Genomic DNA, 12,684 nt, shown 5'->3' with positions numbered 1-12,684 from the left:
TTGCGGTGATCTTAGTGGGTGAAGATCACTTACGTATGCATAGGTCCACTATGTGAACATCCAGGCCGTTCGCATGTGGTCCGTGGCACTGCAATTGGCACATCCGCCGGGTGCCGTCAGACTGAAGGGATGCAAACCTTCCTCCCGTACCCTGATTTCCGGCAGAGCGCCGCTGCCCTGGACACCGCCAGGCTGGGCAAGCAGCGCGTTGAGGCGCTGCAGACACTGCGTGCCCTGGTGATTCCCGGCTACGGCTGGCAGACCCACCCGGCCATCCGGATGTGGATGGGGTACGTGCCGGCCCTCACCATGTACGGGCTGGCAATGGTTGACGAGTGGACCAAGCGCGGGCACCCGGACAACACCCGGGCCAACATCGCGGAGTTCGCGCCGCAGGCAGCCCACCCGGACTACGCGGCGAAGATTCCCATGCCGCCGTGGCTTGGCGACCCGGATTTCCACCTGAGCCACCGCTCCAAGCTGGTGCGCAAGGAACCCAAGTTCTACACCCCGGTCTTCGCGGATGCGATACCGGAGATGGACTACGTCTGGCCGGAGCCGCGGCATGAGTTCCTGCCGCAGGAGCCTGAGGGTGACATCCTGTGGATCCTCAGGTCCCCGCACGACGACGTCGATCCCCAGACGCTCGAAACCGTGGCCCTTCCGCCGGTGAACGGGAGCACCGCTGCCGCCGCTGATGCGCCGGGTGCGGACGGGGACTACTCCCCCGTGTTCGTCGACGACGGGTCCCGGCGCCCGTCCCGGCAGTCCCGCAAAGCACCGCCCAAGCAGCTGGTGAAAAAGCCCACCCGCAAGCGGCTGGCGCAGGAGGAGGCATTCTCCACCCTTCCCGGAAAGACGCCCGTTGCCGTCCCGTTCGAGCATGGTGCGAAGTTCGCGGTGGGGCAGGTCGTGGGCCGGCCCATCACGCTGGAGGACGGCAGGTTCGGCAGGAACTTCACGGTCACCGAAGTCATCGACCGTTCCGCGTTCACCTATCCGGCGCTCCTGCAGGACCCGCGCGTGTTCTTCCCGGTGGAGGCACCGTAACCATGACCATCCTCCTAGCCGGCTGTGGTGACCTCGGGACCGAGGCAGGGCTGCGGTTCCACGCGCTGGGCCACCGGGTGGTGGGCTGGCGCCGCTCCCCCGCAAAGCTGCCGTCCGCCATCGAAGGTGTCGCGGCCGATCTGGGCGCGCCGGAACTGCCGCCGGTTCCCGCCGACACCACCACCGTCGTCATAGCCGTTGCTGCCGATTCGCCCTCCGAGGAGGCGTACCGCGCGAGCTATGTGGATGGACTCACCCACGTCCTCGACGCCCTGGAACGCGACCACGTACAGCCGGGCCGGATGCTCTTTGTCTCCTCCACGGCCGTATACGGGGACGCCGCCGGTGGCTGGGTGGACGAACGTACGCCGCCTGCGCCGGGCGGATTTTCCGGACGCGTCCTGCTGGAAGCCGAGCAGCTCCTCCAGGCACGGTTCAGCGGCACGGCCACCACGGCCACGTCCCTCCGGCTGGGCGGCATCTATGGCCCTGGGCGCACCAGGTTGATCGACCAGGTCCGCAACGGTTCCGCCGTTGTTCCGGAGGACATCCGGTATACCAACCGCATCCACCGGGACGACGCTGCGGCTGCCATCGTCCATCTCGCCACGATGGCCGCCAATCCCGAAGCAACCTACGTTGGCGTGGACAACCATCCCGCCGATCTTGGCACGGTACTGCGGTTCCTCGCCACGGAGATGGGCCTCCCCGAACCCCCGGTGGGTGATGCCGGGCCGGCGCGGGGCGGCAACAAGCGCTGCCGCAACAGTCTCCTGCTCAGTACCGGATTCGCGTTCACCTATCCAACATTCCGGGAAGGCTACCGGGCCGTCCTCGCCGGCACCGGGGTTCGCCACCCGTAGCTCCCGCCTGGCTGCCGGTGCCGGCGCAGTGCTGCAGCCTGCCGGTGCGGCTCAGCCGGCGTCCGGACGCCAGTACCGCAGCCCGCCGCTGGTGCCGCCGTCGGGGGCGACGTCCACCACGGCATACGGGAATACCCGGCGGTCCGACTGGTCGGGTCCGCGGCCGCGCACGTCAGAACACCAGGTGCCGGTGTTGACGTACCGGGCGGCGCAGGCCCCGAGGGACGACTCCAGGGCACGGTGGGTATGGCCCGACAGGTACCAGGCCACCCCGGAACCGTGCGCCTCAAGAGTACGGGCCACCCGGACCGCCGCGGCAGGGGCCTTTCCGCCGGCGGCACTGCGCCCAGCGGCCGCGAGCGCCATGCGGGTAGCGGCCGCCGGGAGCGCGGACACGGTCCGGAACCGGGACAGGCGCGCCAAGTCCCGGACAGCCACCCCGTCGAGCCCCAGCCGGAACGACTCGGCCTGCAACAGCTCGGCGTATGCGGGCTCCCGCACGCGGCGTTCCGCCCGCTCGGACGCCAGGCAGGCCTGGGCAACCGCCCCGGCACGGCCCAGGCGCGACCTTGACTGATCAGCGTTCCAGGCGGCGAGCGGGGGCAGGTCCAGTCCGTCGGTGCCGTTGACCGCAGCGCGGAGAATATCGGGTATCCGGTGCAGCGCGTGGTGCTGGTGCCCGTGCTCGGCCACCAGCACGCGGGGGACGTGCAGGAACCACGGGTGCACCTGGACCCGTGCGGGCTCGGCCGGTGACAGCAGCGCCGCCAGGCGGGCAGCCACCGAGGGGCGGGCCAGCTCCACGTCGTGGTTGCCGCACACGAAGTGCAGCTGCACTCCCCGCGCCGCACACTCCTCCAGCGCCTGGAACGTGCCGGGATGGCGGGCGCGGATGGAGTCGAGCCGGGCCACGCTCCCGTCCCCGCTGCAGCCGGCCAGCTCGAACGTGTCGCCCACAAACGCGACGTGCTGCTGCGGACCGGAGGCTGCGAGCACCTCGCGCCGCAGGAACCCGGTCAGCACCTTGCCTGGGTACCGGGGATCGTGGTCCGTCACGCCCAGGTGGAGGTCGCTGAGGAGCAACCACCGCGCGGCGCCGCTCATATGAGCAGTCCCAGCACGCGTGGAAGGAAGAGGATCAGGTACGTCACCCACATGGCGGCAACCACCCTGGTGCCCACGGCCCGGCCGAGGATCCTTGGGCGCGCGGGCTGCCCGGTGTCCGGTTGCGTGCGCCGGACCTCGAGCGCGACGAGTGTGAAAAGCAGTGCAGCGGCCGCGAGCAGGCCCGCCAGGTCGATCAACACGTCGATCATCATGACGCCTCCCTTCGCGCGCGCGCCAGGCAGGCGAGGACGGTGATGGCGCCCATCGTGACGACGCACGCCTGCCACGACCACACAGCGAGGTAGAACATCGCCGTGGACACCGCCGTGAGGGTGGCGAGGCCAAGCGCCAGGACGAGCAGTGCGCCGAGCGCGGCGTCGGTCACCGGCGTGAGCCGGGCCAGGGCCTGCCCCGGGAGCAGGACGAGGACGGCCGTCGCCGCCACCGCCTGCAGCGGTGTCGGCAGCCCGATGAGCGTCACCAGCGACAGTGCCACCGCCGCAAGACCGAGCGCCAGGGTAAGCCGGCTGACGCTGCCGCTCATGGCGCCACCCGGTACGCGCGTGCGTCGGCGTTGCCGAAGACGAACTCCACGCCGTCCTGTGCGCCCAGCCAGTCCTCCAGTTCGGCGAAGCCGCTCTCGCTGGTGGCACCCTGCAGCACGAGGCTCGCCTCTGACGAGCGCGTGAGCAGCAGCACGGCACCGGCAGGGTTGTGCCGGGCGTAATTGTAGACGAGGGGGCCGCACACCTCCGCTGACAAGTCCGTTTGGCACAGTTCGTCGATCGTCCGGTACTTGTTCTCAAGGTAGGAGTCGCTGCGCCAAGGCGTCGGGTGGGCTGCCGAGATGATCGCGGAGCCTGGGGGCGCCAGGCGCTGTGCGGCGACGACGGCGGCCATCTCGCCGTCGGTGAAGACGTCATACTGGGCGTTCCCGAAGCGTCCTGTCACGGTCAGCATGGCTAGCAGGGAGCAGGCAAGGGCAAGTCCGGCCGCGGCTCCGGCAGGGGGGCGCCTGTTGCGATGCGTGGGAAGCAGGACCGAGCAGGCCAGGACCGCCACGAAGGGCAGCGCGAACAGCGAAACGCGGATGAGCATCTCCCCGCCGTACAGCTGTGCGGGGAAAAGCAGCAGCGGGCTGACAGCCAGGAGGACCACCCTGATGTCGAGGCGCCCCCTGCGCCAGTCGCGCAGCGCGCCCACCGCCGCGAGCAGCCACAGCACCACCGTGAGGGCCATCCGGACCTGGACCACAAACACGTGCCCGGGGGTCCCGCTCACGCGGTCGACGACGTTTGCCTCGGCCGCGGCCAGCAGGCCTGCGTCCTCCAGGGGCGGGTGGCCCACGAGGTAGGCACTGGCGGGGTAGACGAGCCAGAGTGACAGCACCACAGCGGTGATCAGGGGCAGCCGGCTGGGCCAGACACGTCCGCTCAGGGTGAGGGCGATCATGGCGATGAGCAGCATGAACGGCGTCAACTGGTGGCTCGCGCAGATGACCGTGACGAGCAGGATAACCACCGCGATGGCGCTTACCCGGTGGGCATGCCGCGGCTCGGCGGGCGACCGCCGCCGCCACCACGATTCAAGGGCGGTGCGTTTGAATCCGCCGAAGGCCGGGGTCCGTGCGGCCAGGGGCCCGACGAGCAGTGCCACGACGACAAGGTAGAGGAAGAATCCGAAGGCCTGGGGCGAAAGGTAGTCCTGGTCCTGCCAGTTGCCGAGGCAGAAGAGCCAGAGCGCAAGCCACCGGCGTCGCGGATCGCGCGTCAGGTAGCGTGTCAGCACGCCCATGGCAGCGAGCCATAGACCCATGTTGAGGACCGGCGCCCACAAAGCTACGGTGACCGGGTCGAGCCCCGTCGCCTCGAGCAGCGTCGCCAGGAGGGCGAAGAAGCCCGGCCAGTTGAAGTACGCGTCGATGTCCGGGTTGATCCCCTGGGTCTCGGAGAGGGCGTCGGCGATGCCGAGGTGGCGGAAGGCGACCTCCCCCCGAGGGATATCCGTCACGAAGGCCGCGGTCCCGAAGAGCATGAGCACGAGCACCGCGATGAGCCACAGCATGACCGGGCGGCGTGCCGGGCCCTCGCCGTCGCCGCGCAGAGCGACGGCGAAGGCGACGTTAAGGAGCAGGACCCCAGCCCAGAACGGGTAGGGCAGCACGGCGAGGAGCCCCAGGTCGCTATTAATGGGGACCTCCACCGTGGAGGCGGCCCCCGCGGCGAGAGCCAGGGACGCGGCGCCAGCCACAACGCACCCCACGTCGCGGAGCTTCCAGCGTCGCTCGGTACGGCTGGGGGCATCGATCGTGCTGGTCATCGCGAGTCCTGCTTGACTCGCCGGAGGACGGCCACCAGCCGGATGCCGGCCGCCGCTGCACCGATGGAGAGCACCACCAGCCACGCCAGCGCCATGGCGCTGGCCCCACGCTCGGCGGCCAGCAGGGCTCCGACGCAGAGGGCGGATCCGAGCGTCACGCCAACAATGATCGCCTCAGCGTACCGTCCGCGGGCCCGGCACACCGCGTTGTAGGCCTGCAGCACGGCATATGCCACCAGCCCTGCCGCCAACAGCCGCAGGGCGTCCGCGGACGAGTCGGCGTAGCGCTCGCCCATCAGACCGAGCAGCGGGCGGGCAAAGACGACGAGGACGACGGCGGCCAGGCCTCCTACGGCGAGCGACCATCGGAGGCTCGCCCAGGTGGTGGCTACCAGGCGGTCCGGCTCCCGGACACCTTCGGAAAACTGGACGATGCCCATCAACATGGGAGCGGTGTAGGCGGCCCAGGCCATCATCCAGGCGGGATACCAGTAGGCGGCTGCCTCCGGCGACACCAGGTGCGCGAGCAGGAGTGGGAGCAACAGCCCGGGGGCGCGCTCGGTCAGCGTCAGGATCTGGTTCGGCAGGCCCAGGGCCAGCAGTGAACGGCCGCGCGCCGCGCGCAAGGTGGGCCTCGGCCGGTAGCCGACCAGTCTTCGCAGCTGGATCGCACCCACGACGCACGCCACGGTGGTCCCGAGCGTCCAGCAGGCCATCAGCACATCGGCGGAGGCACCGTGCGCCCGCCAGGCCACGAGCCCCGCGGCCCCGAGTGCCACCCCGCCGCCCAACGCGTACCTTGGGGCCGCGCTGGCACCTCGTCCCAGCGCTACGAGCGCCTGGTCCAGCACGATGACCAGGGTGCCGGTGACGGCAGCAACAAGGAATGTGAGCCAGAAGAGAACCGACAAGGAGGCTGTATCCGGCGTCACGGCCGCCTGCAGCACAAGGTAGCCGAGGGCCAGTCCGGTGCCCGCCACCCCCACGATGGCGAACGCGGCGTCCAGCACCCGCGCGGGCGGCTCCCCGCGTCCCACCGAGACGATCACGGCCGACCCTGCACCGAGCACCGCGAGCTGCGTGCAGAGCATCACCGCCGAGACCGCCGCCATGGTGAGCCCGACCTCGCGGTCGGACGTGGCGCGCGCGGCCACGACCCAGAAAGCGAAACCTGCGCCCGTCTGGGCGGCTTTTGCGACGACGAGGCCGAGCGAGCTGCGCAGGGCGGAGTGCCGGACGGTTGAGGCGTCCGTCTCAGCTGTCCCCCGCCCAGCCCTCACGACGCGAGACCCCGCGCCAGGCCTGCGTAGTTGTACCAGCAGAAGGCAACGTAGTAGCGCAGCCACCGGGGCTGGCCCGCCGCAAGGCTCAAAGCGCTGCCCCGGACTGCCGCGGCGGCGGGCAGCAGCACCAGCCTCGCACCGCGCCAGCCGTGTTTGCGGATCATCTTTCCCAGGCCGGTTCCGTCCATGAGGAACTGGTCGAGCGCGAAGTCGAAGTCGTCTGCAGCGAAGCGGTGTTCGACCATCACTCGCTGTGACACAGCCGTTCGCAAGCCTGAGTCCCGCATCCGCCAGCGCAGCTCAATGTCCTCCCCCGACTTAAACGAGTCGTCGAAACCCATGCCCAGCATCAGTTCCCGGTCAACGAGCGTGGCGACGAGCCCGAACCAGTTGCGGCTGCGCCCGGTGCGATGGTGGTGCGCGAGCGCCTGTCCCCAGTATCCCGGTCCGCCGACACTCTCCAACCCGGCCTGGAGGGCGTCATAGCCGCCCTCCACCAACTCTGTGAGCAGGTCGGCGACCCCCGTGGGTCCGAACACCACGTCGGAGTCAACCAGCAGGACCCAACGGGTGCTGCTGTTCCGCACACCAAGTGTTCGCGCCCACGGCAGGCCGCGGCCCTCGTCGCTGACCACCCGGGCGCCGGCGGCGCGGGCGATGGCGACGGTTCCGTCCGTGGAGCATCCGTCCACGACGATGATCTCGGCGACCCCCGACTGTCGCAGGGCCTCCAGGCAACGGGGCAGCATGTGCTCCGCGTTGCGGGCAGGGACAACCGCGGTGACCTCGGCAGGACTGTGATCCACGGTGTCCGCCCCCTAGGCCTGCTCGTCGAGGACAGACGGCAGCAACTGTTCGAGATGCCGGACAATGTCGTCCGATGCCTCGTCTGCCGTGTACGCGGAAGGCACCTGCAGCAGGTGGCAGGGCCGTCCGTCGAGTGCCTTGCTCAACACAACCCCCTTGGCCGCGAAGTGCTCCCGCCACGGGACGACGGACGTGGCCGCCAGGCCGGTCACAACCTGTTGCGAAAAACCTGCCATCTCGATATGGAAGTTGCCGATCATGCGGTCGACCATCCAATCGGCTGTCCGCTCGAGAATCCGGGTCCGTGTGCCCTCGAAGCGCTCGACGTACACTGCTGCCGCAAGTGGGGCCGCTGTGGTGACTTTCCGTCCGGGGAACGCGGTCTCCGCCGTCACCATGCGGTGCTCCGGCGACCATCTCCGGGAGAAGTCCGCGAGGCGCGGATAACGGATGACGTACGGGTGCACGATTGTGGTGAGCCTGCCGACGCCCTGCGAGAGCCGCGACGGCACGAGGGGCTTCCGGACACCTTCGAACAGGTGCGGGTAGATGGCCCGGTGATGGGGTTTGATGAACATCGGCTTTGCGTAGCCAAGCAGTGTGGCGTCCTCGGCGAGGAAGGCCCAGTCGTCACCCATGAACGACCACCCGTCGCGGCGCATCAGCTTGGCGGCGGTGCTCGTTTTGCCGGTCCCCCCGGCGGCGGGAAGCGCGATGGCCTGGCCCCGGTAAGCCATCGTTGCCGCGTGGATCATGGCGGCCCCCCGGCCTATCATGGCGGCGTCCAGGACAGGTACCACGGAGGTCAGCAGCTCGCCCGCGCCGTGGATGCGCCACTGTTCTCCGTCCCTCACCACCTGGACCCTGTCGGCATTGAAGCGGACGCTGTCCTCCGTGTAGGCAAGCTCGTGCTCGAGCAGGCCCGCATCAGGCATCGGCTCCGGCTGGTCGTCGACGACGATGTCGGCCGGCCGCTCTGCGTCGGTGGCGAAACAGGCCAACATGCTCCGGAGCTGGTGTGCCGCCGGCGCCTTGGCGTCGACGCGGATGGTGACGCGGCCGTGGATATCGAAGTGCAGTGCGTTGGTCTGCGAGGTGCGCATTGTCGTCCCCTGTCTGGGTGGTGTCGGTCAGATGATGTGGACGGCGCCGGCCGTGTCCACGGTGTCCGCGGTGGCGTCGCGGTGGCAGGTGGAGACGTTCACTGCACCTCCCGCCACGGACTGACCCCGGCCAGGACCGGCTGGTCCAGGGGGCGCCCGGGAAAGTGGGCAAGGTGGCGTCCCCGGAAGTACCCCGCAGACGTAAAGGCCACCACCGCCACCACGGCAACCGCGCGGCCAAGGCCGGCAGGATCGCCACGGCTCCAGTCCCTCATCCCTGCAAAGATGGCCCGGGGCAGGATTCTGCGGACGTACCTGCGCTCGGGGCCCAGGGCCCGCTTGTGCCCGACTATGCGGCTGACCTGGGCCTTGGAGATACCTTCCGACCAGGACCTTGAAAGCATGTAGCGGACCGTTCCCCTGCTGGCGGGTACATGGTGTCGCACCAGCGCGGCCGGCTCGTAAACGATGCGGGATCCGGGCGCCCCCATCTTCGACCGAATGCAGATCTCGGTTTCCTCGCAGCCCAGCGGGATGGAACCGCGCCGGCCCAAGGAGAGGTTGAAACCGCCCACCGTTCGTATGACATCGAGCCGGAACGACATATTGGCACCAATGACGTTCCTGACTTCGGTTGCAACCCTTGGCAGGCCCCGGTAACTGCAGCCAACGATCCAGTCCAGCTCTTCGCCGAAGTACCCGGGACGGCCCGCCTCCCAGACAGGTTCCACCCGCCCGCCCACTGCGAGCACCTCGGGATCGTCGTACAGAGTGATCAGGCGTTCCAGCCAGTCCGGTGCGGCCTCTGCGTCATCGTCGAGAAAGGCGACGACGTCTGAGTCCGCCAGGCCCACGCCAGTGTTGCGTGCCCCGGAAAGTCCGCGGGGGCCGGTGTTCCGGACCACGGTGACGTCATGGACGGTCCTGGCTAATTGCTCGAAGAGTTCCTCGTTGTGGTCAACAACCACGAAGACTTCGTTGGGTGCCCAGGTCTGCAAGCGGAGGGAATCGATGACGTCCAGCAGCCACACCCAGCGTTCAGCCGTGTAAGCGCAGATGATCACGGTGACCGTAGGGAACACCACATGCGTCATGTTCACGCCACGCTTATGGCAGGAAGGACGCTCATCGGATCGGTGGGCGTTCGCGGAAAGCTCACGTTGGCATAGGCGTACTTCACGCGGCGCAGCGCCTCGGGGCGTGCACCGGCAGTGGGGGCCTCCCAGAGGAGGCACTCGTGGGCCATTGTCCCCAGCACCCGCCAGCCGTCCCGGAAAGTCTGGAGGTTTGATGCCCCGGAGATGCGGTTCAACTCCAGGCTGGGGACCTCGGCTATCCGGAGGCCGGCCTTGGCGGCCCGGACGATCAGCTCAGTCTCGATCTCGAATCCGTCGGATTCCAGCTGCAGGACTTCCAGGCACTCCCGCCGGAATGCGATGTAGCCGTAGCAAAGATCAGAGTAGTTGCTGTGCAGGACCGCATTGGCCAGCCCGGTCAGGGCACGGTTTCCTGTGCGCCGCAGCCACGTCAGGTCCTCCGACCCCCCTCCCGTGACGTACCGGGAGCCTTTGACGAAGTCGTAGTCGTGCTGGAGTGGAGAAATGAACCAGCCGATTTCCCTTGGATCCATGCTTCCGTCGGCGTCGAGCATGACGATGATATCGCCCGTGGCCGCGGCAAATCCTGACCGCAGCGCGACGCCTTTGCCTTTGCGCGGCTCGTTCACCACCACGATGTCCTTGCGCAGTGCTTGGGCCACCCCGACGGTGTTGTCCGTGGAACGGCCGTCAACAATCACCACTTCGTCCACATACAACGGCATGCGCCGAAGGACCCAGGGGATGTTTTGGGCCTCGTTCAGGGTGGGAATGACCACGCTGATGGATGCTCCCTCCGGCGCTGCCGAAGGCTTAAAGAAAGAGTTTGGGGGCTGGGTGGAAATGGACAAACGCCTCACCACTTCACTGCACTTAGAGAACTCCGGCCGCTGGACGCCCCACTGCAGGAGCAATCACCGGGCCTTGGTTCCTTCCTCGGCCCCGGGTAGGTTGAGCATAGAGTCGGCCCCGCAAGGTAGACACCAGTAATGTGTACTCGCTTTAATATCGCGTCCTACGTAGGGATTTGGCCATGGAACAACGCCCGAGCGCCGCTGCCCTCTGGCCCGATCCGCCTGACCTGCCACTGCCGGCCATCATGGACCAGCGCTGGCTTGACGCGGTTTTCCTGCATTGGCGGATCCCGGAATCATCCGCTGCCCGGTTCATGCCGCCAGGGGTGGCGCCGGACGTATTCGACGGCTCTTCCTGGGTGGGCCTCATCGGCTTCCGCATGAAGGGCGCCGGAATAGGTCGCGGCCCCGGAATTCCGTACCTGGGCAGCTTCAACGAGGTCAACGTGCGCCTCTACTCGCGGGAGCCGGACGGAACCAGGGGCGTGGTGTTCCTGAGCCTTGACGCGAACCGGCTGCCCGTTGTCCTGGCTGCCCGGCAAGCGGGGATACCTTATGTGTGGTCCCGCATCCGGTCATGGGGAACACCGCCTGAAGACGTGGGCGGCGGCCCCAGCGGCTATTCCGTCAGCCGCTTCCGGAAAGGCGCGTCCAGCCGCTTCAGCGTCACTCCCGACCCGCATTCGGTTACTGACGACCCCCTTTCCCTCCACGTCACAGCACGGTTCGGGCTGCACAGCAGGTTCCAGGGGCGGACCATCCACATCCCCAACACCCATGAACCCTGGGCATTACACAAGGCTGATCTCCACGAGCTTCACGATGGACTCATCAGCTCGGCAGGCATTGACGTGGACGGCCCGCCAGAATCGGTCCTGTACTCGCCCGGGGTGCGGACCCAGTTCGGCTGGCCGAGGGTGGTCACCGGCGCTCGGGGTTGAGGCCGGAAGTAAAGCCAGCGCCGGGAAGTCAGGCGTCCTGCCAGCCCCGGCCTTCGCTGAAGGTGGCCACGAGGGTTCCGACCCCGGACTGGAGCGAATTGGACGGGTCAAAGTAGAGGGAGCCTTCAGAGGCGCGGCTGTGGCTGATCAGCTGCTCAGCTTCAAGTTTCGCCTCCGGAACGGTGGCACCGATGATGCCAGTCCTGGCCGGGAGCTCCGTGGTGTGCACGGTGTCCGCTCCCGTCTCCGATAACGGAATGGTGGTGCCGGGGTTGATCTCGTCGTGGGGAAAATCAAACCCGGCGTCGTCGCCTGCGGCGGGAATCGTGTACTCCAGGAAATACGTCATGAAACCACCTTTGCAGAATCCCCTCGGCGCCGAAAGCCCGCCTGCGCGGAGGTGTTCCATGGGCCAACGCGGCGTCTTCCCACGTCAACCGGACGCTCCTATACTTGCCGGATGATGATGTCGCTGTGGTTTGGCGTCATAGCATCCAGTGCCCTGGTTCTGGGTGCCATCATCGGCGTCCGGTTCGAGCTTCCCAAGCGGCTGCTGGCCATGCTCCTGGCGTTCGCCGCCGGCGCCCTCATCACCGCCCTCGCTTTCGAACTGTTCGAGGACGCGTACGAACGCGGCGGCATCATCCGTGCCGCTATCGGCTTGATGCTGGGTGCGGTGGTCTTTACTGTCCTGAGCGCCATGCTGGACCGGTGGGCCCAGGCCGGCGACGCGAAAGGGGCCAAGGCGGCGGACGAGGTCCAGGGCAGCGCCAAGCTCGACACTGACGCGGCGGCCAGCGACAAACGCCCTACCTCGGCGTCGACAGCCGGAGCGGCAGGCCTGGCCTTGCTGGCTGCCGTAACCCTGGACGGAGTCCCGGAAAACCTTGCCCTGGGTATCTCCCTGGGCGAAGGAACGGGCGGGCTGGCACTGCTGGCCGCGATCTTTGTCTCCAACTTCCCTGAAGCGCTGGTGGGTTCAGCCTCGATGCGGAGCCAGGGCCGGTCGGCCGGAAGCATCATCGGGCTCTGGGTGGCCTGTGCCGCCCTGCTGGTCATCGCCGTCGTGCTCGGCGCCGGGCCCCTGTCCGGGACTGACCCGGAAGCCATATCCATACCGCTGGCATTTGCCGCGGGAGCCGTGATCGCATCCTTGGCGGATACCCTGATGCCGGAAGCCTATGAACATGGCGGCCCCGCGGTGGCCCTCAGCACCGCAGCGGGTTTCATCCTGGCGTTCGTCCTGTCGCTCGCCTAACC

The 12,684-nt window shown here is 68.1% G+C and carries 14 protein-coding genes; 4 read left to right on the top strand and 10 right to left on the bottom strand.

Going from position 1 to position 12,684, the window contains the following annotated elements:
* Positions 1 to 129 precede the first annotated feature (129 nt).
* Complete coding sequence (locus IEX43_RS11675; protein WP_188811196.1) at positions 130 to 1,050, top strand: MSMEG_6728 family protein; 921 nt, start codon at positions 130 to 132, stop codon at positions 1,048 to 1,050.
* Between the two features lie 2 nt (positions 1,051 to 1,052).
* Positions 1,053 to 1,913 (top strand): SDR family oxidoreductase, encoded by an 861-nt coding sequence (locus IEX43_RS11670; protein ID WP_188811194.1) that lies wholly within the window; start codon positions 1,053 to 1,055, stop codon positions 1,911 to 1,913.
* Positions 1,914 to 1,964: 51 nt separating this feature from the next.
* Here the strand turns inward: IEX43_RS11670 and IEX43_RS11665 are convergent, their stop codons facing one another.
* From IEX43_RS11665 to IEX43_RS11625, 9 genes are all read right to left on the bottom strand, one after another.
* The gene (locus IEX43_RS11665; protein ID WP_188811192.1) at positions 1,965 to 3,017 is read right to left on the bottom strand and encodes a metallophosphoesterase family protein; all 1,053 of its coding nucleotides are present in this window, start codon (positions 3,015 to 3,017) and stop codon (positions 1,965 to 1,967) included.
* The gene (locus tag IEX43_RS11660; RefSeq protein WP_188811190.1) at positions 3,014 to 3,232 is read right to left on the bottom strand and encodes a hypothetical protein; all 219 of its coding nucleotides are present in this window, start codon (positions 3,230 to 3,232) and stop codon (positions 3,014 to 3,016) included. Before IEX43_RS11660 ends, IEX43_RS11665 begins: the two co-directional genes overlap by 4 nt.
* Positions 3,229 to 3,564 carry a hypothetical protein gene (locus tag IEX43_RS11655; protein ID WP_188811188.1) on the bottom strand — a complete coding sequence of 112 codons (336 nt, stop codon included), beginning with the start codon at positions 3,562 to 3,564 and terminating at the stop codon, positions 3,229 to 3,231. Before IEX43_RS11655 ends, IEX43_RS11660 begins: the two co-directional genes overlap by 4 nt.
* The gene (locus IEX43_RS11650; protein ID WP_188811186.1) at positions 3,561 to 5,339 is read right to left on the bottom strand and encodes a glycosyltransferase; all 1,779 of its coding nucleotides are present in this window, start codon (positions 5,337 to 5,339) and stop codon (positions 3,561 to 3,563) included. The genes IEX43_RS11655 and IEX43_RS11650 overlap by 4 nt, the downstream gene beginning before the upstream one ends.
* On the bottom strand, positions 5,336 to 6,619 hold the full coding sequence (locus IEX43_RS11645; protein ID WP_188811184.1) for a lipopolysaccharide biosynthesis protein: 1,284 nt from the start codon (positions 6,617 to 6,619) through the stop codon (positions 5,336 to 5,338). Before IEX43_RS11645 ends, IEX43_RS11650 begins: the two co-directional genes overlap by 4 nt.
* Positions 6,616 to 7,428: a glycosyltransferase family 2 protein gene (locus IEX43_RS11640; RefSeq protein ID WP_188811182.1), complete on the bottom strand. Its 813-nt coding sequence runs from the start codon at positions 7,426 to 7,428 to the stop codon at positions 6,616 to 6,618. The genes IEX43_RS11645 and IEX43_RS11640 overlap by 4 nt, the downstream gene beginning before the upstream one ends.
* 12 nt (positions 7,429 to 7,440) lie before the next feature.
* Positions 7,441 to 8,532 (bottom strand): hypothetical protein, encoded by a 1,092-nt coding sequence (locus IEX43_RS11635; protein WP_188811180.1) that lies wholly within the window; start codon positions 8,530 to 8,532, stop codon positions 7,441 to 7,443.
* 98 nt (positions 8,533 to 8,630) lie between these two features.
* Positions 8,631 to 9,626 carry a glycosyltransferase family 2 protein gene (locus IEX43_RS11630; RefSeq protein ID WP_188811346.1) on the bottom strand — a complete coding sequence of 332 codons (996 nt, stop codon included), beginning with the start codon at positions 9,624 to 9,626 and terminating at the stop codon, positions 8,631 to 8,633.
* A gap of 2 nt (positions 9,627 to 9,628) precedes the next feature.
* Positions 9,629 to 10,408 carry a glycosyltransferase family 2 protein gene (locus tag IEX43_RS11625; RefSeq protein ID WP_229666426.1) on the bottom strand — a complete coding sequence of 260 codons (780 nt, stop codon included), beginning with the start codon at positions 10,406 to 10,408 and terminating at the stop codon, positions 9,629 to 9,631.
* Between the two features lie 254 nt (positions 10,409 to 10,662).
* On the opposite strand from IEX43_RS11625, the gene IEX43_RS11620 reads away from it, so the two are divergent.
* Entirely contained in the window at positions 10,663 to 11,424 is a 762-nt protein-coding gene (locus IEX43_RS11620; protein ID WP_188811176.1) for a YqjF family protein, read from the top strand.
* A gap of 28 nt (positions 11,425 to 11,452) precedes the next feature.
* On the opposite strand, the gene IEX43_RS11615 is transcribed toward IEX43_RS11620, so the two are convergent.
* Positions 11,453 to 11,773, bottom strand: coding sequence for a hypothetical protein (locus IEX43_RS11615; protein WP_188811174.1), 321 nt, complete (start codon positions 11,771 to 11,773; stop codon positions 11,453 to 11,455).
* Positions 11,774 to 11,884: 111 nt separating this feature from the next.
* Between IEX43_RS11615 and IEX43_RS11610 the strand changes: the two genes are divergently transcribed.
* Positions 11,885 to 12,682, top strand: a complete 798-nt coding sequence (locus tag IEX43_RS11610; RefSeq protein ID WP_188811172.1) for a ZIP family metal transporter — start codon at positions 11,885 to 11,887, stop codon at positions 12,680 to 12,682.
* The last annotated feature ends 2 nt before the right edge of the window (positions 12,683 to 12,684 follow it).

Source organism: Pseudarthrobacter polychromogenes (assembly GCF_014644495.1).
GTDB lineage: Bacteria > Actinomycetota > Actinomycetes > Actinomycetales > Micrococcaceae > Arthrobacter > Arthrobacter polychromogenes.
This window is presented reverse-complemented; position numbering and strand designations above follow the sequence as displayed.

Excerpts from the sequence above, each read along its gene's own strand:
- IEX43_RS11620 (WP_188811176.1), top strand. The coding sequence starts at position 10,663 with ATGGAACAACGCCCGAGCGCCGCTGCCCTCTGGCCCGATCCGCCTGAC.
- IEX43_RS11615 (WP_188811174.1), bottom strand. The coding sequence starts at position 11,773 with ATGACGTATTTCCTGGAGTACACGATTCCCGCCGCAGGCGACGACGCC.
- IEX43_RS11665 (WP_188811192.1), bottom strand. The coding sequence starts at position 3,017 with ATGAGCGGCGCCGCGCGGTGGTTGCTCCTCAGCGACCTCCACCTGGGC.
- IEX43_RS11675 (WP_188811196.1), top strand. The coding sequence starts at position 130 with ATGCAAACCTTCCTCCCGTACCCTGATTTCCGGCAGAGCGCCGCTGCC.
- IEX43_RS11635 (WP_188811180.1), bottom strand. The coding sequence starts at position 8,532 with ATGCGCACCTCGCAGACCAACGCACTGCACTTCGATATCCACGGCCGC.
- IEX43_RS11650 (WP_188811186.1), bottom strand. The coding sequence starts at position 5,339 with ATGACCAGCACGATCGATGCCCCCAGCCGTACCGAGCGACGCTGGAAG.
- IEX43_RS11630 (WP_188811346.1), bottom strand. The coding sequence starts at position 9,626 with ATGACGCATGTGGTGTTCCCTACGGTCACCGTGATCATCTGCGCTTAC.
- IEX43_RS11655 (WP_188811188.1), bottom strand. The coding sequence starts at position 3,564 with ATGAGCGGCAGCGTCAGCCGGCTTACCCTGGCGCTCGGTCTTGCGGCG.
- IEX43_RS11670 (WP_188811194.1), top strand. The coding sequence starts at position 1,053 with ATGACCATCCTCCTAGCCGGCTGTGGTGACCTCGGGACCGAGGCAGGG.
- IEX43_RS11610 (WP_188811172.1), top strand. The coding sequence starts at position 11,885 with ATGATGATGTCGCTGTGGTTTGGCGTCATAGCATCCAGTGCCCTGGTT.
- IEX43_RS11660 (WP_188811190.1), bottom strand. The coding sequence starts at position 3,232 with ATGATGATCGACGTGTTGATCGACCTGGCGGGCCTGCTCGCGGCCGCT.